The organism is Streptomyces sp. RerS4, assembly GCF_023515955.1.
GTDB lineage: Bacteria > Actinomycetota > Actinomycetes > Streptomycetales > Streptomycetaceae > Streptomyces.
Genome location: NZ_CP097322.1, coordinates 2,190,722 through 2,214,314, shown reverse-complemented (window position 1 = coordinate 2,214,314; position 23,593 = coordinate 2,190,722). Strand labels below are relative to the sequence as shown.

Annotated in this window: 17 protein-coding genes; 8 read left to right on the top strand and 9 right to left on the bottom strand. The window is 71.4% G+C overall.

The annotated features are described in order from the left end of the window. The first annotated feature begins 153 nt into the window (after nt 1–153). Nucleotides 154–1,563, top strand: a complete 1,410-nt coding sequence (gene glnA, locus M4D82_RS10145) for a type I glutamate--ammonia ligase (protein WP_249765726.1) — start codon at nt 154–156, stop codon at nt 1,561–1,563. Nucleotides 1,564–1,716: 153 nt separating this feature from the next. Further along, the gene (locus M4D82_RS10140) at nt 1,717–1,989 is read left to right on the top strand and encodes a hypothetical protein (protein WP_249765725.1); all 273 of its coding nucleotides are present in this window, start codon (nt 1,717–1,719) and stop codon (nt 1,987–1,989) included. A gap of 43 nt (nt 1,990–2,032) precedes the next feature. Here M4D82_RS10140 and M4D82_RS10135 read toward each other — a convergent pair whose 3' ends face one another. Next, nucleotides 2,033–2,686, bottom strand: a complete 654-nt coding sequence (locus tag M4D82_RS10135; RefSeq protein ID WP_249765724.1) for a TetR family transcriptional regulator — start codon at nt 2,684–2,686, stop codon at nt 2,033–2,035. A gap of 86 nt (nt 2,687–2,772) precedes the next feature. On the opposite strand from M4D82_RS10135, the gene M4D82_RS10130 reads away from it, so the two are divergent. Beyond that, nucleotides 2,773–3,543 carry an SDR family NAD(P)-dependent oxidoreductase gene (locus M4D82_RS10130; protein ID WP_249765723.1) on the top strand — a complete coding sequence of 257 codons (771 nt, stop codon included), beginning with the start codon at nt 2,773–2,775 and terminating at the stop codon, nt 3,541–3,543. Between the two features lie 35 nt (nt 3,544–3,578). Here M4D82_RS10130 and M4D82_RS10125 read toward each other — a convergent pair whose 3' ends face one another. The 6 genes from M4D82_RS10125 to M4D82_RS10100 all read right to left on the bottom strand — a co-directional run bounded on the left by M4D82_RS10125 (nt 3,579) and on the right by M4D82_RS10100 (nt 13,053). After that, nucleotides 3,579–4,100 (bottom strand): DUF4240 domain-containing protein, encoded by a 522-nt coding sequence (locus M4D82_RS10125; protein ID WP_249765722.1) that lies wholly within the window; start codon nt 4,098–4,100, stop codon nt 3,579–3,581. A 118-nt stretch (nt 4,101–4,218) separates the two neighbouring features. Continuing rightward, nucleotides 4,219–6,903: a pyruvate dehydrogenase (acetyl-transferring), homodimeric type gene (gene aceE, locus M4D82_RS10120; protein WP_249765721.1), complete on the bottom strand. Its 2,685-nt coding sequence runs from the start codon at nt 6,901–6,903 to the stop codon at nt 4,219–4,221. A gap of 258 nt (nt 6,904–7,161) precedes the next feature. After that, nucleotides 7,162–7,785 (bottom strand): GntR family transcriptional regulator, encoded by a 624-nt coding sequence (locus tag M4D82_RS10115; protein WP_249771659.1) that lies wholly within the window; start codon nt 7,783–7,785, stop codon nt 7,162–7,164. Between the two features lie 189 nt (nt 7,786–7,974). After that, nucleotides 7,975–9,744, bottom strand: coding sequence for a 2-oxoglutarate dehydrogenase, E2 component, dihydrolipoamide succinyltransferase (gene sucB, locus M4D82_RS10110; RefSeq protein WP_249765720.1), 1,770 nt, complete (start codon nt 9,742–9,744; stop codon nt 7,975–7,977). Nucleotides 9,745–9,797: 53 nt separating this feature from the next. Beyond that, the gene (lpdA, locus tag M4D82_RS10105; protein WP_249765719.1) at nt 9,798–11,186 is read right to left on the bottom strand and encodes a dihydrolipoyl dehydrogenase; all 1,389 of its coding nucleotides are present in this window, start codon (nt 11,184–11,186) and stop codon (nt 9,798–9,800) included. Between the two features lie 325 nt (nt 11,187–11,511). After that, entirely contained in the window at nt 11,512–13,053 is a 1,542-nt protein-coding gene (locus tag M4D82_RS10100; protein WP_249765718.1) for a leucyl aminopeptidase, read from the bottom strand. A 395-nt stretch (nt 13,054–13,448) separates the two neighbouring features. On the opposite strand from M4D82_RS10100, the gene M4D82_RS10095 reads away from it, so the two are divergent. The 5 genes from M4D82_RS10095 (at nt 13,449) to M4D82_RS10075 (ending at nt 20,258) form a co-directional block, all read left to right on the top strand. After that, on the top strand, nt 13,449–15,440 hold the full coding sequence (locus M4D82_RS10095; protein ID WP_249765717.1) for a hypothetical protein: 1,992 nt from the start codon (nt 13,449–13,451) through the stop codon (nt 15,438–15,440). Nucleotides 15,441–15,550: 110 nt separating this feature from the next. Further along, nucleotides 15,551–17,080: a GT4 family glycosyltransferase PelF gene (pelF, locus tag M4D82_RS10090; RefSeq protein WP_249765716.1), complete on the top strand. Its 1,530-nt coding sequence runs from the start codon at nt 15,551–15,553 to the stop codon at nt 17,078–17,080. Next, on the top strand, nt 17,077–18,678 hold the full coding sequence (locus tag M4D82_RS10085) for a hypothetical protein (protein WP_249765715.1): 1,602 nt from the start codon (nt 17,077–17,079) through the stop codon (nt 18,676–18,678). Before pelF ends, M4D82_RS10085 begins: the two co-directional genes overlap by 4 nt. A gap of 87 nt (nt 18,679–18,765) precedes the next feature. After that, nucleotides 18,766–19,425, top strand: a complete 660-nt coding sequence (locus M4D82_RS10080; RefSeq protein WP_249765714.1) for a spherulation-specific family 4 protein — start codon at nt 18,766–18,768, stop codon at nt 19,423–19,425. Next, a complete protein-coding gene (locus M4D82_RS10075; RefSeq protein WP_249765713.1) occupies nt 19,422–20,258 on the top strand; it encodes an endo alpha-1,4 polygalactosaminidase in 837 nt (278 codons plus the stop codon). The genes M4D82_RS10080 and M4D82_RS10075 overlap by 4 nt, the downstream gene beginning before the upstream one ends. A 16-nt stretch (nt 20,259–20,274) precedes the next feature. Here the strand turns inward: M4D82_RS10075 and M4D82_RS10070 are convergent, their stop codons facing one another. Together M4D82_RS10070 and M4D82_RS10065 are read right to left on the bottom strand one after the other, a co-directional pair. Then, nucleotides 20,275–21,498: a sensor histidine kinase gene (locus M4D82_RS10070; protein WP_502988898.1), complete on the bottom strand. Its 1,224-nt coding sequence runs from the start codon at nt 21,496–21,498 to the stop codon at nt 20,275–20,277. A 194-nt stretch (nt 21,499–21,692) separates the two neighbouring features. After that, a complete protein-coding gene (locus tag M4D82_RS10065) occupies nt 21,693–23,576 on the bottom strand; it encodes a phosphatidylglycerol lysyltransferase domain-containing protein (protein ID WP_249765712.1) in 1,884 nt (627 codons plus the stop codon). Between the last annotated feature and the right edge of the window lie 17 nt (nt 23,577–23,593).

Sequence of the window (23,593 nt, the reverse complement as noted above, 5' to 3'; positions counted from 1 at the left end):
CTCCGACGGGACCCTGGTTAACTTGTGCGAAACAAATGGGTCATGCTTGGGAAATCCCGCCTGCTTATGGTCGGGTCAGCGTGCGGCACCGCACTGACGCACCACGAGCTATAAAGCCCGCCCCCTCCCCGGGACGGGAGTAGGAGGAGTTGGATGTTCAAGAACGCCGACGAAGTGAAGCAGTACATCGAGGAGAACGACGTCAAGTTCGTCGACGTCCGCTTCTGCGACCTGCCTGGTGTGATGCAGCACTTCACCATCCCGGCGCGAGCGTTCGACCCGGCGGAGGAGCTCGCCTTCGACGGATCCTCGATCCGCGGCTTCCAGGCGATCCACGAGTCCGACATGGCGCTGCGCGCCGACATCACCACCGCGCGCCTGGACCCGTTCCGCAAGGACAAGACGCTCAACATCAACTTCTTCATCCACGACCCGATCACGGGTGAGGCCTACAGCCGCGACCCGCGCAACATCGCGAAGAAGGCCGAGGCGTACCTCGCCTCCACCGGCATCGCCGACACCGCGTTCTTCGGCCCCGAGGCCGAGTTCTACGTGTTCGACAGCGTGCGCTTCGCGACCTCCGCGAACGAGGCCTTCTACCACATCGACTCCGAGGCCGGCGCCTGGAACACGGGCTCCGAGGAGAACAACCGCGGCTACAAGGTCCGCTACAAGGGTGGTTACTTCCCCGTAGCCCCGGTCGACCACTTCGCCGACCTGCGCGCCGAGATCTCCCTCGAACTGGACGCCCAGGGCCTCCAGGTCGAGCGCCAGCACCACGAGGTCGGCACCGGTGGCCAGGCCGAGATCAACTACAAGTTCAACACGCTGCTCGCCGCGGCCGACGACCTGATGCTCTTCAAGTACGTCGTGAAGAACGTCGCCTGGCGCAACGGCAAGACCGCGACCTTCATGCCGAAGCCGATCTTCGGTGACAACGGCTCGGGCATGCACGTGCACCAGTCGCTGTGGGCGAACGGCGAGCCGCTGTTCTACGACGAGGCCGGCTACGCGGGCCTGTCGGACACCGCGCGCTACTACATCGGCGGCATCCTCAAGCACGCCCCGTCGCTGCTGGCCTTCACCAACCCGACGGTGAACTCCTACCACCGCCTGGTGCCGGGCTTCGAAGCGCCGGTCAACATGGTGTACTCGCAGCGCAACCGCTCCGCCGCCATGCGCATCCCGATCACGGGCTCGAACCCGAAGGCCAAGCGCGTCGAGTTCCGCGCGCCGGACCCGTCCTCGAACCCGTACCTCGCCTTCTCGGCCCTGCTCCTCGCGGGCCTCGACGGTGTCAAGAACAAGATCGAGCCGATGGAGCCGATCGACAAGGACCTCTACGAGCTCTCGCCCGACGAGCACGCGAGCGTCCCGCAGGTCCCGACCAGCCTGGACGCCGTCCTCAAGGCCCTGGAAGAGGACCACGAGTACCTCCTCGCCGGCGGTGTCTTCACCCAGGACCTGATCGAGACCTGGATCGACTACAAGCGCACGCACGAGATCGCCCCGATCGCGCAGCGCCCGCACCCGCACGAGTTCGAGCTCTACTTCGACCTGTAAGAACCCCAGGTCAGCGTAGGCAGGGAAGGCCCCCGCCGCTCTCTTCGGAGAGGGGTCGGGGGCCTTCTGCTTTTGACAGGCAGGTCTGTCCGGGTGACGGTGGATAGCGACGTAAACGCCCTATAAGCGAGACACGTTCGGAGGTGCGTCAGGATGCGCCGTAGGATCGTTGGAGCCGTTGTCGCGGGGGCCGCCGGGCTCACGCTCGGCCTGCTGCCGCTGACCAGTGCTTCCGCCCACGACGGCGGTTGGGGCGGGCGCTCGGACTACCGGCACTCGAACCACTGGAACGACGACGACTGTGGCGGCGGCGGGAACGGCCGCTGGAGCGACCACGACCACGACTGGGACGACGACTGGGGCCGTTGGGACCACGCCAACTGGCACCACGGCGACCGGTACGACGATTGGGGCGGCTGGCGCTGACCCGCCGCACCCGTAGCCTCCCCCCGATGCCCCTGTTCCGCGATCAGCGGAGCAGGGGCATCGCGCCCGTGAGCTCGCGCAGGCAGCGCACCGCCAGGTCGGCGGGGGAGCCGGGGCCCGAGACCGGGTCGTCGCCGGCCGACCAGACCTCCAGCGCGACGCGGATCGCGTCCGTGGCGGCCGCCGCCACCAGACGTACGGACACCTCGCTCGCCTCCGGGCCGGCCAGCCGGGCCACCACCGGCACCAGCCGCTCCTCGGACTCCTGGTTCACCCGGTACCAGACGGCCCGCAGCGCCTCGTCGCCCGTGGCGGCGCGCAGCAGCCCCCGGGTGACCTCAAGGCCCTCCTCGACGGCCTGGGAATCGCTGAGCGCGCGCGTCACCGCGCGCTCCAGGGCCGCCGCCAGGGGGGTGCCGGGGTCCTCTTCGGAGAGCAGGGCGCGCCACGCGTCGCCGCCGCCCGCGAGCAGCGGGGCCACCGCCTCCTGCTTGTTGCGGAAGTAGCGGTAGAACGTGCGCAGGGCCACCCCGGCGCGGTGGGCGATGTCCTCGGCGGTGGTGGCGTCGGGGCCTTGTTCGGCGAAGAGCTCGCAGGCCGCGCGGGCGATGTCGAGTTGCGTGGCGGCCTTGCGCCGCTCGGTCAGCGACGGGGTTCCGGGGCCGCTCGGGGGAGAGTACGGGCGGAGAGATCTCACGGGTGAAGCGTACCGCCCGGGATGTCAGACGATTGCATTCGATGCCACTATGGCAAAACGTGTCATCGACTCGGTACGCTCGCCCCATGAACCGTTACGAAGGACGTCGTGTCCTCATCACCGGCGGCGGCTCCGGCATCGGCCAGGCCACCGTGCACCGCATTCTCGCCGAGGGCGGCCGCGTCCACACCGTCGACGTCAACGAGGCCGGCCTCAAGGCCACCGCCGACCGGGCGCTCGCCGACGGCCACGCCGACCGGCTGACGACCGCCGTCCTCGACATATCCGACGAGGCCGCCGTCCGGGCCGGCGTCGCCGCCGCCGTGGACGCCCTCACCGGGATCGACGTCCTGGTCAACGCGGCGGGCATCCTGCGCTCCGCGCACACCCACCAGACCACGCTCGACCTCTGGAACAAGGTCATCGCGGTCAACCTGACCGGCACCTTCCTGATGATCCGCGAATCCCTCCCGGCGCTGCTCGCCGGCGCACAGCCGGTCGTGGTGAACTTCAGCTCCACCTCGGCGAACTTCGCCCACCCCTACATGTCCGCCTACGCGGCCAGCAAGGGCGGCATCCAGTCCATGACCCACGCGCTGGCCGCCGAGTACAGCAAGCAGGGCCTGCGCTTCGTCGCCGTGGCCCCCGGCTCCATCGAGAGCGGCATGACCACCGGCAACGGTCCCGGCCTGCCGGAGGACACCGACTGGAGCCTGTTCGCCAAGCTCGCCCCGGCCCTCGGCCAGGGCTTCGCGGGCCCCGAGACCGTCGCCGGCGTCGTCGCCATGCTCGGCTCGCAGGACGGCGCCTTCATCACCGGCACCGAGATCCGCATCGACGGCGGCACCCACTACTGATCGACGGCTGCCCCGGGACGGGATCCTCAGCACCCTCAGCCCCGGAACCGCGCCCACAGCCGGGGGAAGCGCTCCGCCAACACGGCTTCGTCCTCGAAGTCCAGCGCGGTGCCCTCCGGCTCGGCCGGTTGCAGGGGGATCCCCAGGTCCGGCGCGACCGCGCCCGTCAGCTGCTCGTACGCCTCGTCGGCCGCGTACCCCAGCTCCTCGCCGTCCCCGTCGATCTCCTCGTCGAACTCGCCCAGCAACTCCGCCAACCGGTCCGGGTCGTGGACGCCGCCCTCGAACACCTCCCGGCCCTGGCCGATCAGCCAGCACCGGAAGTAGTCGAACGCGTCGTCGCTCGCCCCGTCCAGCAGCACCCACGCCGCGCCCCACAGGTCCCAGGTGTACGCCCGGTTGTAGCGCGACTCGAAATGTCGCGCGAAGTCCAGCACGGAGTCGGGATCGAGCTGCGTCAGCCGTTCCACGAGCAGCTCGGCGTGCTCCTCGGGGTCGCCCTCGGCGGCCTCGCGGGTACGGTCGACGATCTCCCAGAACTCCGTCTCGTCCATCACGGGACAAGCATCACGGGTCGACCCCCTCGCCGCCACCGCTCATACGGCCAAAGGCCGGTGTCCACCCCCGTGAGGGGGGGGGGACACCGGCCTTCGGCGTACTCGAACGACAGCGGCCTCAGAGGCCGTAGCGCTCCCGGGCCTCCTTGACGGAGGACGCCGGGACCTCGCCGCGCCGGGCCAGCTGAGCCAGCGCGGCCACGACGATCGACTGGGCGTCGACGCCGAAGTGGCGGCGGGCGCCCTCGCGGGTGTCGGACAGACCGAAGCCGTCCGTGCCCAGCGAGGTGTAGTCCTGCTCGACCCACTGGCTGATCTGGTCCGGGACCTGACGCATCCAGTCGGAGACGGCCAGCACCGGGCCCTGCGCGCCTTCCAGCGCGCGGGTGACGTACGGGGTGCGGACCTCGCCGCGCAGCAGGGCCTCGTCGCACTCCAGCGCGTCGCGGCGCAGCTCGCCCCAGGAGGTGGCGGACCAGACGTCGGCGGCCACGTTCCAGTCGGCGGCGAGCAGCTTCTGCGCCTCCAGCACCCAGTGGATCGCCGTACCCGAGGCCATGAGCTGGATCTTCGGGGCGTCGGCGGCCGGGGCCGCCTCCGCCAGGTCCGCCGCCGTGTTGAAGCGGTAGAGGCCCTTGAGGATCCCCTCTTCCACGCCCTCCGGCATGGCCGGCTGCACCTTCGGCTCGTTGTAGACCGTCAGGTAGTAGAAGACGTCTTCCGGCTTCTCGCCGTACATGCGGCGCAGACCGTCCTTGACGATCACCGCGATCTCGTACGCGAAGGCCGGGTCGTAGTTCAGCGACGCCGGGTTCGTGGACGCGATCAGGTGCGAGTGGCCGTCCGCGTGCTGGAGGCCCTCACCGGTCAGCGTGGTGCGGCCGGCGGTGGCGCCGACGATGAAGCCCTTGCCGAGCTGGTCGGCGAGCTGCCACATCTGGTCGGCGGTGCGCTGCCAGCCGAACATCGAGTAGAAGATGTAGAAGGGGATCATCGGCTCGCCGTGCGTCGCGTACGACGTGCAGGCGGCGATGAAGTCGGCCATGGCGCCGGCCTCGGTGATCCCCTCGTTGAGGATCTGGCCGTCCTTGGCTTCCTTGTAGTACATGAGCTGGTCGCGGTCGACGGGCTCGTACGTCTGACCCAGCGGCGAGTAGATGCCGGCCGACGGGAAGAGGGACTCCATACCGAAGGTACGGGCCTCGTCGGGGACGATCGGCACCCAGCGCTTGCCGGTCTCCTTGTCCCGCATCAGGTCCTTGACGAGCCGGACGAAGGCCATGGTGGTGGCCATCTCCTGCTTGCCCGAGCCCTTGAGCAGCGGGGCGAACGAACGCTCGGCCGGCGCGGGCAGGGCCACGTGGTGGACCTTGCGGGCCGGGGCCGGACCGCCGAGGGCCGCGCGGCGCTCGTTCAGGTACCGCACCTCGGGGCTGTCCGCGCCCGGGTGGCCGTACGGGACCTGGCCGTCGGCGAAGGCGCTGTCGGGGATCGGGAGGCCAAGGAGGTCGCGCATGTCCTTGAACTCGTCGATCGTCAGCTTCTTCATCTGGTGGTTCGCGTTCTTCGACTCGAACCCGGCGCCCAGCGTGTAGCCCTTGACGGTCTGCGCGAGGATGACCGTCGGCGCGCCCTTGTGCTCCAGGGCGGCCTTGTACGCGGCGTAGACCTTGCGGGGCTCGTGGCCGCCGCGGGAGCTGTGGAAGCACTCGGCGATCTTCGCGTCGGAGAGCACGCCGGCCAGCCGCACGAGCTCGGCGTTCGCGCCGAAGAAGTGCTGGCGGATGTACGCCACGTCGCGCGTCGCGTACGTCTGGAACTGCGCGTCGGGTACCTCGCGCAGGCGGCGTACGAGCGCGCCCGTGGTGTCGAGCTGGAACAGCTCGTCCCAGGCGGAGCCCCACAGCGACTTGATGACGTTCCAGCCGGCGCCGCGGAACTGGGCCTCCAGCTCCTGGACCACGCGGAAGTTGGCGCGGACCGGACCGTCGAGGCGCTGCAGGTTGCAGTTGATGACGAAGGTCAGGTTGTCGAGCCGCTCGCGGGAGGCCAGGGCCAGGGCGGCGGTCGACTCGGGCTCGTCCATCTCGCCGTCGCCGAGGAAGGCCCAGACGTGCGAGTTGGAGGTGTCCTTGATGTTGCGGTTCTCCAGGTAGCGGTTGAAGCGCGCCTGGTAGATCGCGGAGAGCGGGCCGAGGCCCATGGAGACCGTGGGGAACTCCCACAGCCACGGCAGGCGCCGCGGGTGCGGGTAGGACGGCAGGCCGTTGCCGCCGGACTCCTGGCGGAAGTTGTCGAGCTGCTGCTCGGAGACGCGCCCGTCGAGGAAGGCGCGGGCGTAGATGCCGGGGGAGGCGTGGCCCTGGATGTAGAGCTGGTCGCCCGATCCGTCGGCCTCCTTGCCCCGGAAGAAGTGCTGGAAGCCGGTCTCGTACAGCCACGCGGCGGAGGCGAAGGTGGCGATGTGGCCGCCGACGCCGTACTTGGAGCCGCGGGTCACCATGGCGGCCGCGTTCCAGCGGTTCCACGCGGTGATCCTGGCTTCCATCGCCTCGTCACCGGGGAACTCGGGCTCCGCGGAGGTCGGGATGGTGTTGACGTAGTCCGTCTCCAGCAGCTTGGGCAGGGCGAGGCCGGCGGCCTCGGCGTGCTGGAGGGTGCGGCGGAGCAGGTACTCGGCGCGGCGCGAACCGGCGGCCTTGGCGACGGCGTCGAGGGAGGCCGCCCATTCGGCGGTCTCCTCGGTGTCGCGGTCCGGGAGCTGGTCGAGCTCGCTCGGAAGCTTTCCTACGGGGTCGGACATCGGTGTGCGCCGCCTTCCGGACAAAGGAGAGGAGGTGGTGAAGAAAACCCTGACGGGCAGGACAGGGTCGATGAACCCGGTTGGGGTCCGGGTCGACTGTAAAGCGCTGATCGATGATCGATCAAATAAAAGTGACGAATAAATGGCCTTGCGCGAAAAGTCGGCACCCGGTGCCATGAAGTCGGGCACGCCGTGCCGGTGGATCCAGTACAGGGCCAAGTGCCGGAGGGCCCCTGGAGAGCCCCTCAAAACAGCAGGTCAGGCGCGGGGCGCGCAGCCCAGGACGTGCCGCTTCACGAGCACGCCGATTTCCGGATCCTGAGCACGGAAGGCGGCCACGAGCGCCTCGTGCTCCTCCGCGTAGGACTTCTGGACGGTTCCCAGCCACCGGATCGACAGGGCCGTGAACACCTCGATGCCCAGGCTCTCCCAGGTGTGCAGGAGGACGCTGTTGCCGGCCGCGCGCACCATCTCCCGGTGGAAGCCCACCGTGTGTCGCACCTGCGCCGTGCCGTCCTCGATCCGGTCGGCCTCCCACAGGGCCGCCACGTGCGGTTCCAGGGCCGAGCAGTCGGCCGCCAGCCGGGGCGCGGCCAGCTCCGCCGCGATCTGCTCCAGGCCGGCCCGCACCGGGTAGATCTCCTCCAGGTCCGCCGCCGAGAGGTTCCGTACGCGGACCCCCTTGTTCGGCGCCGACTCGATCAGCCGCAGCGTCTCCAGCTCGCGCAGGGCCTCCCGTACGGGCGTCTGGCTGACCTCCAGCTCCACCGCGATCCGCCGCTCGACGATCCGCTCACCGGGCTTCCAGCGGCCGCTGACGATCCCCTCCACGATGTGCTCGCGGATCTGCTCGCGCAGCGAGTGCACGACGGGTGGGGTGATCATCGGCGGTTCAACTCCTGTGTGCGGACACGCGGTGCCTGATGCCTAGACAATAAGGCCGCCGTGGACCGCTGCGATGCGTTCGTCGGCAGGGACGCAGGGTGAGGCTCGTTACAACGACGGCGCCCCCGCCCGGACGGATCCGGGCGGGGGCGCCGCGAGCGACAGCCGGGGCTGTGCGCGAGAGCCTTACAGGCCGAGCTCGACCTCGAACTCGCCGGCCTCCAGGATGGCCTTGACGGCCGTGAGGTACCGGGCCGCGTCCGCGCCGTCCACCAGGCGGTGGTCGTAGGACAGGGTCAGGTACGTCATGTCGCGGATGCCGATGTTGGTGCCCTCGGCGGTCTCGATGACGACCGGACGCTTGACCGTGGCACCGATGCCCAGGATCGCGACCTGGTTCGGGGGCACGATGACCGTGTCGAACAGGGCGCCGCGCGAGCCGGTGTTGCTGATGGTGAAGGTCGCGCCCGACAGCTCGTCCGGCGTGATCTTGTTGCCGCGGACCTTGGCGGCCAGTTCGGCGGTCGCCTTGGAGATGCCCGCCAGGTTGAGGTCACCGGCACCCTTGATGACCGGGGTCATCAGGCCCTTCTCGGAGTCCACGGCGATGCCGATGTTCTCCGAGTCGAAGTAGGTGATGGTGCCCTCGTCGTCGTTGATCCGGGCGTTGACGACCGCGTGGGCCTTCAGCGCCTGGGCGGCGGCCTTGACGAAGAACGGCATCGGGGACAGCTTGACGCCCTCGCGGGCGAGGAAGCCGGCCTTGGCCTTCTCGCGCAGCTTCATGATCTTGGTGATGTCCACCTCGACCACGGAGCTGAGCTGCGCCTGCGAGTGCAGGGCCTTCATCATGTTGTCGCCGATGACCTTGCGCATGCGGGTCATCTTGACGGTCTGGCCGCGCAGCTCGGAGACCGCGGCGGCCGGAGCCTTGGCGGCCGGAGCGGCCGGAGCCGGGGCGGCAGCGGCGGCCTTGGCGGCCTCGGCGGCGGCCAGGACGTCCTGCTTGCGGATACGGCCACCGACGCCGGTGCCCGTGACGGTGTTCAGGTTGACGCCGGACTCCGAGGCGAGCTTGCGCACCAGCGGGGTCACGTACGCGCCCTCGTCACCGGCGGAAACCGGGGCGGCGGGAGCGGCGGGGGCGACCGGCGCGGCCGGAGCCGGAGCGGCCACCGGGGCGGCGGCCTGGACCGGAGCCGGAGCGGCGGCCGGGGCGGCGGCCTGGACCGGAGCCGGGGCGGCCGGAGCGGCGGGCGCCGGGGCGGCAACCGGAGCCGGGGCGGCGGCCGGAGCCGGAGCCGCGGCGGCCGGGGCGGCGGCGGGGGCCGCGCCCGCGACACCGATGACGGCCAGACGGGCGCCGACCTCGGCGGTCTCGTCCTCGCCGACGAGGATCTCCAGCAGGGTGCCGCCGACCGGCGCGGGGATCTCGGTGTCGACCTTGTCGGTGGACACCTCCAGCAGCGGCTCGTCGGCCTCGACGGTCTCGCCGACCGACTTCAGCCAGCGGGTGACGGTGCCCTCGGTGACGGACTCGCCCAGCGCGGGGAGCACGACATCAGTGCCCGACGCGGCGGGAGCGGCAGCAGCCTGGGTCTCGGCGGGTGCGGGGGCCGCCGGGGCCTCGGCGGCCGGGGCCTCGGCGACCGGAGCCGGGGCCGCGGCCGGAACCTCGGCCACGACGGTCTCGGCCTCGGCGGGCGCCGGCGCGCCGGAGCCGTCGTCGATGACGGCCAGCTCGGCGCCGACCTCGACGGTCTCGTCCTCGGCGACCTTGATGGAGGCCAGGATGCCGGAGACGGGCGACGGGATCTCGGTGTCGACCTTGTCGGTCGAGACTTCGAGCAGCGGCTCGTCGGCCTCGACGCGCTCGCCCTCGGCCTTCAGCCAGCGGGTGACAGTGCCCTCAGTGACGCTCTCGCCGAGCGCCGGAAGGGTTACGGAAACCGACATGGTTTCTGTTGCTCCTTACGAAAGTGCGGTAGTGGTCGTCGCGCCCGAGACGATTAGTCGTGGGAGTGCAGCGGCTTGCCGGCGAGGGCCAGGTGGGCCTCGCCCATCGCCTCGTTCTGGGTCGGGTGCGCGTGGATGAGCTGCGCGACCTCGGCCGGCAGGGCCTCCCAGTTGTAGATCAGCTGGGCTTCGCCGACCTGCTCGCCCATCCGGTCACCGACCATGTGGACGCCGACCACGGCACCGTCCTTGACCTGGACGAGCTTGATCTCGCCCGCGGTCTTCAGGATCTTGCTCTTGCCGTTGCCCGCCAGGTTGTACTTGAGGGCCACGACCTTGTCCGCACCGTAGATCTCCTTGGCCTTGGCCTCGGTGATGCCGACGGAAGCGACCTCGGGGTGGCAGTACGTGACGCGCGGGACGCCGTCGTAGTCGATCGGGACGGTCTTGAGACCGGCCAGACGCTCCGCGACCAGGATGCCCTCGGCGAAGCCGACGTGCGCGAGCTGGAGGGTCGGGACGAGGTCACCGACGGCCGAGATGGTCGGCACGTTGGTCTGCATGTACTCGTCGACCAGGACGTAGCCGCGGTCCATCGCGACGCCCTGCTCCTCGTAGCCCAGGCCCTGCGAGACCGGGCCGCGGCCGATGGCGACCAGCAGCACCTCCGCCTCGAAGGTCTTGCCGTCGGCCAGCGTCACGCGGACGCCGTTCTCGGTGTACTCGGCCTTGTCGAAGAAGGTGCCGAGGTTGAACTTGATGCCGCGCTTGCGGAAGGCCCGCTCCAGCAGCTTGGAGCTGTTCTCGTCCTCGACCGGGACGAGGTGCTTGAGGCCCTCGATGACGGTCACGTCGGTGCCGAAGGACTTCCACGCCGAGGCGAACTCGACGCCGATGACGCCGCCGCCCAGGACGATGGCGGACTGCGGCACGCGGTCCAGGACCAGCGCGTGGTCCGAGGAGATGATGCGGTTGCCGTCGATGTTCAGGCCCGGAAGCGACCGCGGCACGGAGCCGGTCGCCAGCAGGACGTGGCGGCCCTGGACGCGCTGCCCGTTCACGTCGACGGAGGTCGGCGAGGACAGACGGCCCTCACCCTCGATGTAGGTCACCTTGCGGGAGGCGACCAGGCCCTGCAGGCCCTTGTACAGGCCCGAGATGACCTCGTCCTTGTACTTGTGCACGCCCGCGATGTCGATGCCCTCGAAGGAGGTCTTGACACCGAACTGGGCCGCTTCGCGCGCCTGGTCCGCGACCTCACCGGCGTGCAGCAGAGCCTTCGTGGGGATGCAGCCGTTGTGCAGGCAGGTGCCGCCGAGCTTGTTCTTCTCGATCAGCGCAACGTCGAGACCCAGCTGGGACGCGCGGAGAGCCGCGGCGTAACCGCCACTGCCACCGCCGAGGATCACTAGGTCGAAAACGGTGCTGGCGTCGTTCGCCACGTCACGTCCTCCATGCATGTGCGCCGGGCACCGGTCCTCTGTGACCGGGCGGCGGCTGGTGATCGGCCGCTTGCTTCTTCGGCCCTGTGGTGGGGGCCCTGTCCTGCCGAGAACCCATCTTCGCATTTGTCGGGGGAACGCGGGACGCCGGGCCCCGGCTGTGGACGGTCGTTCCGTCCGAAGTGAGGGTTACCGCTGCGTAGAAAGCTACTGATCCTCAAGGTTTCTTCCAGAGCGAACGCGCCCCGGGACCGTGATCTCGGTCCCGGGGCGCGTTCCGCACGTCACACCGGCTGGTTCCGGGGTCGGTACCTCAGCCGGTACGTCAGCCCAGGTCGCCGGTGGCGGTGCGCTCGGCGAGGCGCACCAGGGTGCGCACGGCGGAGCCGGTGCCGCCCTTGGGGGTGTAGCCGTACGGGGAGCCCTCGTGGAACGCCGGACCCGCGATGTCGAGGTGGGCCCAGGTGATGCCCTCGCCGACGAACTCCTGGAGGAAGAGGCCGGCCACCAGGCCGCCGCCCATGCGGACACCCATGTTGGCGATGTCGGCGGTGGGGGAGTCCATGGACTTGCGCAGGTCCTCGGGGAGCGGCATCGGCCAGGAGGCCTCGCCGACCTCTTCGGCGATCTCGTGGATCGAGGTGCGGAAGGCGTCGTCGTTCGCCATGATGCCGAAGGTCCGGTCGCCGAGCGCCAGCACCATCGCGCCGGTCAGGGTGGCGACGTCGACGATCGCGTCCGGGTTGTCCTCGGAGGCCTTGGTCAGCGCGTCGCCCAGGACGAGGCGGCCCTCGGCGTCCGTGTTCAGGACCTCGACGGTCTTGCCGCTGTACATGCGCAGCACGTCGCCGGGCTTGGTGGCGGAGCCGGACGGCATGTTCTCGGCGAGCGCGAGCCAACCGGTCACGTTGACCCGGAGGCCGAGCTTCGCGGCCGCGACGACGGCGGCGAAGACGGCGGCGGCGCCGGCCATGTCGCACTTCATCGTCTCGTTGTGGCCGGCCGGCTTCAGGGAGATGCCGCCCGAGTCGTAGGTGATGCCCTTGCCGACGAAGGCGAGGGTCTTCTCCGCCTTGGCGTGGGTGTAGGTGAGCTTCACCAGGCGCGGCGGGTTCTCGGAGCCCTTGCCGACGCCCATGATGCCGCCGTAGCCGCCCTTGAGGAGGGCCTTCTCGTCGAGGATCTGGACCTTGATGCCGTTCTCCTTCGCGGTCGCGGACGCGACGGCGGCGAAGGACTCGGGGGTGAGGTCGTTCGGCGGGGTGTTGATCAGGTCGCGGGCGATGTTGACCTCGGTCGCGACGACGGCGGCGCGCTCGGCCGCGGCCTTGTGCTCCTTGTCGCGCGGCTTGGCGCCCAGGAGGGCCACCTCGGCCAGCGGCTGCTTCGGTCCGCCGTTCTTCTCGCCGCCCTTGCCGTTCTTCTTCTCGCCTCCCTGGTAGGCGGTGAAGGCGTACGCGCCCAGCAGCGCGCCCTCGGCGACGGCGGTGACGGCGGAGGCGTCGTCCAGGGGGAGCGCGAAGGCGGCCTTCTTGGAGCCGTGCAGGGCGCGGGCGGCGGAGCCGGCGGCGCGGCGCAGCACCTCCTCGTCGAAGGACTCGTCCTCCTCGGGCGCGGAGCCCAGCCCGACCGCCAGCACGACGGGGACCTTCAGGCCGTCCGGTGCGGGCAGCTTGGTGATCTCGCCTTCGGCGCCGGAGGCACCGAGCGCGTCGAGCACGGCGGCGAGCCTTCCGTCGAAAGCCTTGTCCACGGCCTCGCCGCCGGCGGCCACGACGGGGCCCTTCGGGCCCTTCGCCACGCCGACCACGAGGGCGTCGGCACGCAGCGTCGCTGCGCCGGCAGTGCTGAGAGTCAGAGCAGTCACGGTGGTGAGGTCTCGCTTCCGTTTGTGTGAAGGGGAGCTGTGGTGGTACCGGGATCGCCGGCGGCTCCGCAGCGATCGTATTCCGGCGCGTCGGCCGCCGGAAATGAGCCTACGCGCCACTTCGCCGCCGTACGTCACTCGAAGGTTTGGCAACGTGTTCGATCGATGGGTCGTCAGGTTCACCCATCTGTGGACTCTGCCCCAGGTTTGCCCTGTGGACCTGACGAGGTCCGAGAGACTCAAGCCACTCTCGCAAGGGGACGCGGGGTCCTTTTGCATGATTTCCACAGAGCCTCCCCGACACGGTCCTCCGCCTGTGGCCGTCGTCGAGGGACGCCTGCGGGGGGAAGGCCGAAATGGTCAACAGGAACCGGATGAACAGGGTCGCCGCCGCCATGGCAGCGACAGCCCTGCTGTCCGTCGCAGTACCCGCCGCGACCGCGCACGCGGCGACCGCGACACCGCGCGTCGACCTCAAGGTGCTGGTCGTCGACGACGGGGGGAGCTCGGTCGGGGCGATCACCGCCGAGCTGCGCGACACCGGAGTGCCGTACACCCGCGTCGTCCTGGGCAGCCCCACGCGCCCGGTCATCAACGCGGCGTTCCTCAGCGACACCGTGGACGGCCGGCCCCGGGCCAAGTACCAGGGGGTGGTCCTGCCCAACGAGAACCCCTTCGGCGAGGGCTCCGCCGAGATGACCGCGCTGAGCGCGTACGAGACGACGTACGGCATCCGCCAGGTCGACGCCTACACCTGGGCCCACCCGGGCGTGGGCCTGGACTACACCGACAACGGCGGCTACAGCGGCACCCTGGACGGCACGCCGGCCACGGTCACCGCCGCCGGCAAGGCGGGCCCGTTCGCCTACCTCGGAGGTCAGGTCGCCTTCGAGGACAACTCCCCGCTGGTGCCCGAGAGCTACGGCTTCATGGGCAGGCCGCGCGCCGGCTACACGAGTTACCTCGACGCCCCCGTCGGCTCCGGACGGGCCTCGCTCGTCGGCGAGTACACCCACGACGGGCGCAGCGAACTGGTCGTCACCTTCGGCTACAACCAGTACCAGCGGCAGTTCCGGCTGCTCGCCCGGGGCATCGTGGACTGGCTCACCCAGGGCGTCCACCTCGGGCAGAGCCGCAACTACTTCGCCGTCCACGTCGACGACGTGTTCGCGCCCGACGCCCGCTGGAACAAGGAGCTCAACTGCACGCCCGGCGACTACGCCTGTCCGGGCGGCGAGGGCAAGGAGAGCAGCATCCGGATGACGGCCGCCGACGCGCAGTACGCCGCGCAGTGGCAGACGTCGAAGAACTTCAAGCTGGACATGCTCTTCAACGGGGGCGCCGGCGAGGAGTGGAAGGCCGAGAACGGCGGGGTCGACGCCCTGACGGCGCAGCTGGTCGCCGACCGGGCCCAGTACCGCTGGATGAACCACACCTACACGCATCCCTTCCTCGGCTGCGTCCAGGACACCACCACCGTGCCGTGGACCTGCACGAAGAACGCCCAGGGCGCCGTCCAGTACATGAGCCGCGCCGAGATCGCGGCGCAGATCCGCGACAACGTCAACTGGGCCGCCTCCAAGGGCATCGCCCTCGACCGCACGGAGATCGTCACCGGCGAGCACTCGGGCCTCAAGACCGCCCCCCAGCAGCCCGCGGACAATCCCAACCTGGCCGGTGCCTTCGCCGACAACGGGATCAAGTGGGCCGGCAGCGACAATTCCCGCGAGCCCGTCCAGCGGCCCGTCGGCGCCGCCCTGACCGTCCCGCGCCACCCGATGAACGTGTACTACAACACGGGCACCAACGCGGAGATGGCCGACGAGTACAACTGGATCTACACGAGTCGCGCGGACGGCGGCAGCGGCGTCTGCGAGGACAACCCGGCCACTTCGACCTGCCTGCCGGCCCCGCTGGACGTCACCACCGGCTACCTGGACCACATCGTGCCCGCCGAGGCCCGTACGGCCCTGCGCCACGTCCTGGCCAACGACCCCCGCCCGCACTACGTGCACCAGTCCAACCTCGCCGAGGACCGCACCCTCTACCCGGTGCTCAACCAGGTCCTCGACACCTACCGGTCCCTGTACGCGCCCAGCGCCCCGATCGTCAACCAGACCATGAAGGACACCGGTGTCGAACTGAGCCGCCGCGCCGCCTGGGACAAGGCGCTCGCCGCGGGCCAGGTCACCGCCTACAAGATCGGCAACGACGTCACCGTCAAGGCGCCCGCCGGCGTCCTCGCCCCGATCACCGCACCCAACGGGACGAAGAAGCAGGTCCTGCTCGGCACCACCGACTTCGGCGCCGCCTACGCCGGCAACCTCTCCGGCTGGACCGGCCCGGCCCTGCTCCAGTCCGCCGTGTCACTCCGCCTGCCCAGCTGAGCCTCAAGTACCACATGCACGGGTGAGTGAGCCGAAGGGGGCGCGCCGACGGACGCGCCCCCGGAGGCGAACGAACCCCAAAAAGAGAGAGTCCGGGGGGACACACCAGCATGAGCCATGGGCGCCACGTCACCATGCTCACCGAAGGAACCTATCCGCACGTCCACGGCGGCGTCAGCACCTGGTGCGACCAACTGGTGCGCGGCATGCCGGAGGTCGACTTCAACGTCATAGCCCTGACCGGCTCCGGACGCGAGCCGGTCACCTGGGAACTGCCGCGCAACGTCTACCGGCACACCGCCGTCCCGCTCTGGGGCCCGCCGCCGCCCCGCAGCCGCCGCCTCGCCCTCCGCGGCAAGGCCCGGCGCCTGTTCCACGAGACCTACGAGACCTTCCTGCTCTCCCTCATCGACCCCACCCGCGGCGGCTTCTCCGACGCGCTCGGCGAGTTCATCCGCCTCGCCCGCGCCGGCCGCCTCGCCCCGGCCCTGCGCTCCGAATCGGTCCTGCGCCTCCTGATGGACGTATGGACCCGCCCCGGACTGCCCACCGCCGCGGCCGAGCCCACGATCCACGACGCGCTCACCGCCACCGACCTCCTGGAACACGCCCTGCGCCCGCTGTCCGTACGCATCCCGCCCGACAGCGTCGCGCACGCCGTCAGCAGCGGCCTCGCCACCCTCCCCGCCCTCGCCGCCAAACGCCTCGACGGGGTCCCGTTCCTCCTCACCGAACACGGCATCTACCTGCGCGAGCGTTACCTCGGCTACCGCAGCGCCGCCCAGCGCTGGCCCGTCAAGGCCCTCGTGCTGGGCTTCTACCGCGAGCTGAACAGCGAGGGCTACCGGCAGGCCGACCTGATCACCCCGTGCAACCAGTACAACCGCCGCTGGGAGGAGCGCGGAGGCGCCGCCTCCGACCGGATCCGCACCGTCTACAACGGCGTCGACCCGCACGCCTTCCCCCAGGCCGGCCCCGAACCCGAGGTGCCCACCCTCAGCTGGTGCGGCCGCATCGACCCCATCAAGGACCTCGAAACCCTCATCCGCGCCTACGCCTTCATGCGCGAGGAGCTTCCCGCCCTGCGCCTGCGCCTCTTCGGCCCGGTCCCGGCCGGCTGCGAGGAGTACCGGCTGCGGCTGGAGAAGCTCGCCGCCGAACTGGGCGTCACCGACGGCATCACCTACGAGGGCCGCGTCGACCAGGTCGCCACCGCGTACGCGGCCGGCAGCGTGGTCATGCTCTCCTCCATCAGCGAGGGCTTCCCCTTCAGCATCATCGAGGCCATGTCCTGCGGCCGCACCACCGTCTCCACCGACGTCGGCGGGGTCCGCGAGGCCGTCGGGGACACCGGGCTCGTCGTCCCGCCCCGCGAGCCCGAGACCATGGCCCGCGCCACCCTCGCCCTGCTCCGCGACGACGAACGCCGCGCCGAGCTGGGCCGGATGTCCCGCAAGCGGGTCGTGGAGAAGTTCACCCTCCACCAGTCCGTCGACGGCTTCCGGCACATCTACCGCGGCCTCGCCGATCAAGCGCGGGGCGGCCGGTTCGTCCCGCCTGTCCACGCGGGCGACGACTGGACGCGGCGCATCGCCGACCCCTGGTACAGGGAACTGGCGGCGGACGGGAGCCTGTGGTGAGCGGATCGCTGTGGCTCAAGCCCCCCGGCCCGGACGGCACCTGGGTCCACGTCGGCCACGCGGCGGCGCGCCACGCCGCCGCCCCGGCCGGCTCCCCCACGGACACCCTCCCGGCGCTGGCCCGGCCGCGCCCGGCGGGGCCGGCCGCCGACCCGATGGACGAACTCGCCGAACGCCTCGACGCGTTCATCGCCGCCGCCGTCCACCCCGACGAGATCGCCGCCGTCCTCGAATCCGACGGGATGAACGACGAGTACATCCGCCTCACCTACGGCCGCCCCGACTCCTTCACCCTCGCCGAGGAGCTCTACGCCCGGGTGCCCCGCTCCTTCCCGGAGCCGGAGGGCCTGCCCGACCCCTGGAAGGTGCCCCTCACCGCCTGCCTGCTGCGCGGACTGATCTTCGCCCTGCCCGGACTCGCCTACCTCCTCGGCGCCCCCTTCCTCGAAGGCCCCCCGGACCGGCTCGGACTGCCCGCCGGAACCCTGCCCCTGCTCGCCGGCGCCCTCATCGGCTGGGTCTGGGACCAGACCCTGTCCCACCGCGCCTACTCCTGGCTCGGCCTCGGCGACCGGGCCGCCGCCGGGCGCACCCTGCTCGTCGGCGCCCCCGTCGGCGCCCTCCTCGGCACGGCGGCCGCGGTCGCGGTGCCGGGCGGGCCGCCGTTCTCGTACGCCTTCGCCGCCGGTCAGGCCCTGTACGTCGGGGCCGCGACCGTCCTGCTCGTCCTAGGCCGGGAGCGGGTGCTGCTCGCCGCCCTCGCCCCGATGGCCCTCGGGGCGCTGTTCGCGCTCTTCGTCGACCTGCCCGTGCCCCTGCGGGTCGCCCTGCTGGTGGCGTCCCTGCTGGCCGCCTGCGTCCTCGCCGTGCGGGAACTCCCGCTGGCCGCGGGCCTACGGGCCGGCGCGCGGCGCGTGCGCGACCGGGCCCGTGCCGTACGCCGCCCCGGCGAGCGCGGTCCGGTGCGCTGGCGGATGCTGCGCCCCGACGGGGAGGACCCCGGCCGCCGGGGCCCCCGCATCGGCGACTCGGTGCCCTACGGGGTCTTCGGCCTGGGCACCGGCCTGCTCGTGCTGTACGCCGCCCTCGGCGAGGTCCTCGCCGGCGGCCCCGCCGAGGCCGTCGCCGCGCCCTCCGCCGTGGCCCTCACCCTCAGCATGGGTCCCGCCGAATGGCTGCTCCACCGCTTCCGCAGCGGCAGCCTCGCCGGGCTGCGCGCGGCCCGCTCCCCGCGGGCCTTTCGGCGGCGGATGCTCGTCACCCTGGGCCGCTGCCTCGCCCTCTACCTGGTGGTGCTGCTGTTCCTCGGCGTCACCGGGACCCTGTTGTGGCCCGACAGCCCCGGGCTGACGGGGCTGCGCGTCGCCACGCTGCTGCTGCTCGGCGCCGTCATGTGGACCGGGCTGCTGCTGCAGTCCTTCGGCGCGGTCCGGCCGGCCGCCGTGGTCTGCGCGTCGGCGGCCGTGGCGCAGAGCGTGGCCTTGCTGGTCGGTCTCGGCCGGCCGAGCCTGGTCCAGCCGGCGGTCGCGGCCACGGCGGCGATCGCCCTGGCGGTGCTGGTGTGCCTGCTCCTGGGTCGGGCCACCGCGCACCGGTGACCCGTACCCGCAATCGACCCCGTGCGTCATCGAGCCCGTGAGTCATCGGCCCCGTGAGTCCGGCCGATAAGCCGAGAAGAAGGAATCATGCTGCTGGTACCGCTCTACGAGCATCCCGCCGACCGCCCCGAGGAGTGGGAACGGCTCATCCACGGCGCCGGCGCCGGTCTGCTGCACTCGGTGGTGCTCAACCCCGACAGCGGGCCGGGCGCGGCTCCCGACGACCGCTTCGCGGCCGTCGCCGCCCGGCTGAAGGAGGCCGGCGTGCCCGTCCTCGGCTACGCCGACACCGACTACGGGCGCCGCCCGCACGCCGTCGTCGTCCAGGACCTGTTGCGCCACCGCGACTGGTACGCCACCGACGGCGCCTTCCTCGACCAGGTCGCCGCCGGGCCGGACCTGCTGCCCCACTACGGGCGGCTCGCCGTCGCCGCCCGTGCGGCGGGGGCCCGTACGCTCGTCCTGAACCACGGCGTCCACCCGCACCCCGGCTACGTACCGCTCGCCGATCTCCTCGTCACCTTCGAGGGCCCCTGGGACGCCTACCGGGACGCGGCCGCCGCGCCGCCGCCCTGGACCGCCGACCACCCCGCCCGGACGTTCTGCCACCTCGTGTACGCCGTACCGCCGGGCGCGCCCGCCGCCGAACTCGCCGCCGAGCGGCGGGCGGGGGTCCACTGCGCGGTCCCCGGCACCGGCGCGCACCCCTGGGGCACGCTCCCGTACGCCCTGGAGGCGGCCGGATGAAGCCTTGGACGGAGCGCCGGACGAAGCGTTTCACCACCGCCCTGGTCGCCGGCCTGCTGCTGCTCACGGCCGCCTGTGCCACGGAACCGGACGACGACGAGGGCCCCGGCCCCTGGCCCGACCAGGCGCCCGGCGAACGCTGGCAGCCCCGGCCGGGCACCGCCTGGCAGTGGCAACTGACCGGCAGGCTCGACCCGTCGGTGGACGTGCCCGTCTACGACATCGACGGCTTCAACACCACCAAGGAGGAGGTCGCCCGCCTCAAGAAGGACGGCCGCAAGACCATCTGCTACATCTCCGCCGGCGCCTACGAGGACTTCCGCCCCGACGCCGGGAAGTTCCCGAAGGCCCTGCTCGGCGAGGGCAACGGCTGGGAGGGTGAACGCTGGCTGGACATCCGGGCGACCGCCGAGCTGGAGCCGATCATGGCGCAGCGCTTCGACATGTGCCGCGACAAGGGCTTCGACGCGGTGGAACCCGACAACATGGACGCCTACCGCAACAGGTCCGGCTTCCCCGTCACCGCCGACGACCAGCTGAAGTTCAACCGGCTCATCGCCCGCCTCGCCCACGACCGGGGCCTGGCCGTCGGCCTCAAGAACGACCTCGACCAGATCCCCGAGCTCGTCGGCGACTTCGACTTCGCGGTCAACGAGCAGTGCGCCCAGTACCGCGAGTGCGAGCGGCTGACCCCCTTCATCGAGGCGGGCAAGGCCGTCTTCCACGCCGAGTACGAACTCCCGACGCGCCGCTTCTGCAAGGAATCGCGCGCCCTGAAGCTCAGCTCCCTGGAGAAGAAGCTCGAACTGGGAGCCTGGCGCAAGGCGTGCTGAAAAGGCCCCTACGCCGTTACAGGGGCAGGATCGCGTGCACCCGGAACCCGCCCCCGTAACGGGGCCCGGCGAAGCAGGAGCCGCCGAGCGCGCCCGTGCGTTCGCGCATGCCCAGCAGCCCGTGTCCGCCGCCCGCGTCCGTCGCGCCGGGCGAGGAGTCGGCGGAGCTGCCGCCGTCGTCCAGGACGGTCACCTCCACGGAGGCCCCCACCCGCACCACGCTGACCTCGGCCCGCGCGCCCGGCCCGGCGTGCTTGCTCACGTTGGTCAGCGCCTCCTGGATCACCCGGTACGCCGCCAGGTCCACGGCCGCCGGCAGCGGCTCCGCCGCCCGCTCCGCGCCCAGCTGCACGATCGCCTCCACCGGCAGCCCGGAGTGGCGGAACGTGTCGAGCAGTTCGTCGAGAACGCCGAGCCCGGGTGCGGGTTCCGTCGGCGCCTCCGGGTCGCCGGACTGGCGCAGCAGCCCGACGGTCGCCCGCAGCTCGTTCAGCGCCGAGCGGCTGGCGTCCCGTACGTGGGCCAGGGCCTCCTTCGCCTGGTCGGGCCGCTTGTCCATGACGTGCGCGGCCACTCCCGCCTGCACGTTGACCAGGGCGATGTGGTGGGCGACCACGTCGTGCAGGTCCCGGGCGATCCGCAGCCGTTCCTCGGCGACGCGCCGTCGGGCCTCCTCCTCACGGGTGCGCTCGGCGCGTTCGGCCCGTTCCCGTATGGCGTCGACGAAGGCCCGGCGGCTGCGTACGGCGTCGCCGGCGGCCGCGGCCATCCCGGTCCAGGCGAAGATGCCGAGGTTCTCCTGCGCGTACCAGGGCAGCGGCCCGGCCAGCATGGCCACCCCGGTCAGCCCGGCCATCGTGAGCAGGCCGACGCGCCAGGTCGTGGGCCGGTCGGTGCGCGAGGCCACCGTGTACAGGGCGATCACCGCGCACATCGCGACGGGCGCCCTCGGCTCCCCGGTGGTCAGCTCCAGCAGGGACAGCCCGCAGGTGACGGCGAGCACGGCGCGCGGCCGGCGGCGCCGGAAGACGAGGGTGGCCGCGCCGAGCAGCATCAGCAGCAGGGAGAAGGGCTCGGGGGTCCTGGTCCCGAAGGTGGGCCCGTGCGGTCCGTGCGGATCGGCGAAGGAGCCGACGACCATGGCGACGAGCGCCCCGAGCGCCAGCACGGCGTCGGTGGCCAGCGGGTGGAACCGCATCCACTCCCGGGTGGGGGCGAAGGGCCCGAGGTCTGTCGTCACCCGGATACGGTACGGGCTCCCCGCGCCCGCCCCGCGGGCCGACTACGCCTCGCCGGACCCCACGGGGCGTTCCGGAGGACACCGACGGGTCCAGCGCCGGGACGAACTCACGGGCGAGGGCGTCCTTCAGGGTCCGGAACAGGGGCCCCACTCACGGCGGGCGAACCGCCGCGGTGGGGCCGACGTCCATGCCGTCAACGAATCGTCTCCAGATGTTTGCGGTGCAGCCACTTCGGCAGGCCAGGTGCCTCCAGGAAGCCCTCGGCCCGGCCCGCCGCGATACCGATCCGCAGCAAGTCGGAACTCTTCTCGAAGAGCATGAACCGCGGCTCCCAGATCGGGCGGTACTTGGCGTTGGCCCGGTAGAGGGACTCGATCTGCCACCAGCGGGAGAAGAAGCTCAGCAGCGACCGCCACATGCGCAGCACCGGGCCGGCGCCGAGCTTCGACCCCCGCTCGAAGACGGAACGGAACATCGCGAAGTTCAGTGAGACCTGTGTGACGCCGATCTCCTTGGAGCGCTCCAGGAGTTCGATGACCATGAACTCCATGAGGCCGTTCTCCGAGTCCCGGTCACGGCGCATCAGGTCCAGCGAGAGCCCCTTGGGACCCCACGGCACGAACGACAGCACGGCCCGCAGGTCGCCGTTGCCGTCGGTGCACTCCAGCATCACGCACTGGCCGTCGGCCGGATCACCCAGTCGGCCCAGCGCCATCGAGAAGCCGCGTTCCGTCGCGCCGTCGCGCCAGTCGTCGGCCCTGCGCAGCAGGACCTCCATCTCCTGCGCCGGGATGTCGGCGTGCCGGCGGATGCGGACCGTGTACCCGGCCCGCTTGACGCGGTTGTACGCCTGGCGGACGGTGCGCATGGCCCGGCCCTCCAGGGTGAAGTCGGCGGTCTCCACGATGGCTTCGTCGCCGAGCTCCAGCGCGTCCAGTCCGTGGCGGGCGTAGATCTGCCCGGCCTCCTCGCTCGCGCCCATGACGGCGGGCACCCAGCCGTGCTCGCGGGCCTCGGCGAGCCAGGGCTCGATCGCGCCCGGCCAGGCCTCGGGGTCGCCGATGGGGTCGCCGGAGGCCAGCGAGACCCCGCCGACGACGCGGTAGGTGACGGCGGCCTTGCCGGTCGGGGACCAGATGACGGACTTCTCGCGGCGCAGGGCGAAGTAGCCCAGCGAGTCGCGCTCGCCCTGCTTGGCGAGCAGCGCCCGCAGCCGCTCCTCGTCCTCGGGGGTGATCGGGTCGACGGCGCGGCGCGAGCGGAACGCGGCGAACAGCACGGCGAGCAGGAGCAGCATCGACATCACGTTGATGAAGACGTCCACCCAGGCCGGCGTGGTGATCGCGTGGTAGGCCTTGTCGTCGGGCGCCAGGGTGATCAGCCGCATCACGCCGTAGCGCCAGCGCGCCAGGAACGTGGCGTCGGCCCGGTCGGCGTCGGTGTTGGTGGCGCCGACCAGCAGGGCCGCGATCAGGGAGGTGACGAGCAGGCCGACGGCGGCGACGGCGGTGGCCAGCTTGGGGTTGGAGCGGTCGCCCTTGGCGTAGAACTCGTGGCGGCCCACCAGCAGGGCGCCGACGAAGGCCGCCGTCAGGGCCAGGGAGACCCAGTTCTGGGCGTGGTCGCGGAACTCCGGGTAGCAGACGTTCATGTCTCCGCCGACGCACGGCGCGAACGCGGCCACCGAGAACGCCAGCAGCAGCATGCCGCTGACCACCAGGTTGAGGATCCACGCGGCCCGCTTGCGGCGGCCCATCGTCACGGCCAGCAGCAGCGAGAACAGCCCGGAGGCGAAGCCGGCCGTCAGCAGGTACGGGGTGTAGAAGTCGGCGGTGTTGTGCCGGCGCAGGTCCTGCCCCAGGGACAGCCACACCGCGCTGAGGAAGTTGACGAAGGTGACGGCCCGCAGGTACCAGACCGCGAAGGCGGCGCCGCGCCGCGATCGGGGTGTGCCCCTGCGGGTCTCGGGCTTCCCGGCGGATTCCCCGCCGGCTTCCTTCCTGCCGTTGGAAACCTTGCCGGAGGCCTGATCGAGGCTCCGGTCGGTGTCTGCGCTGGTCAAGCGGACCTCTCCCATGAAAAGCGATGTTATGG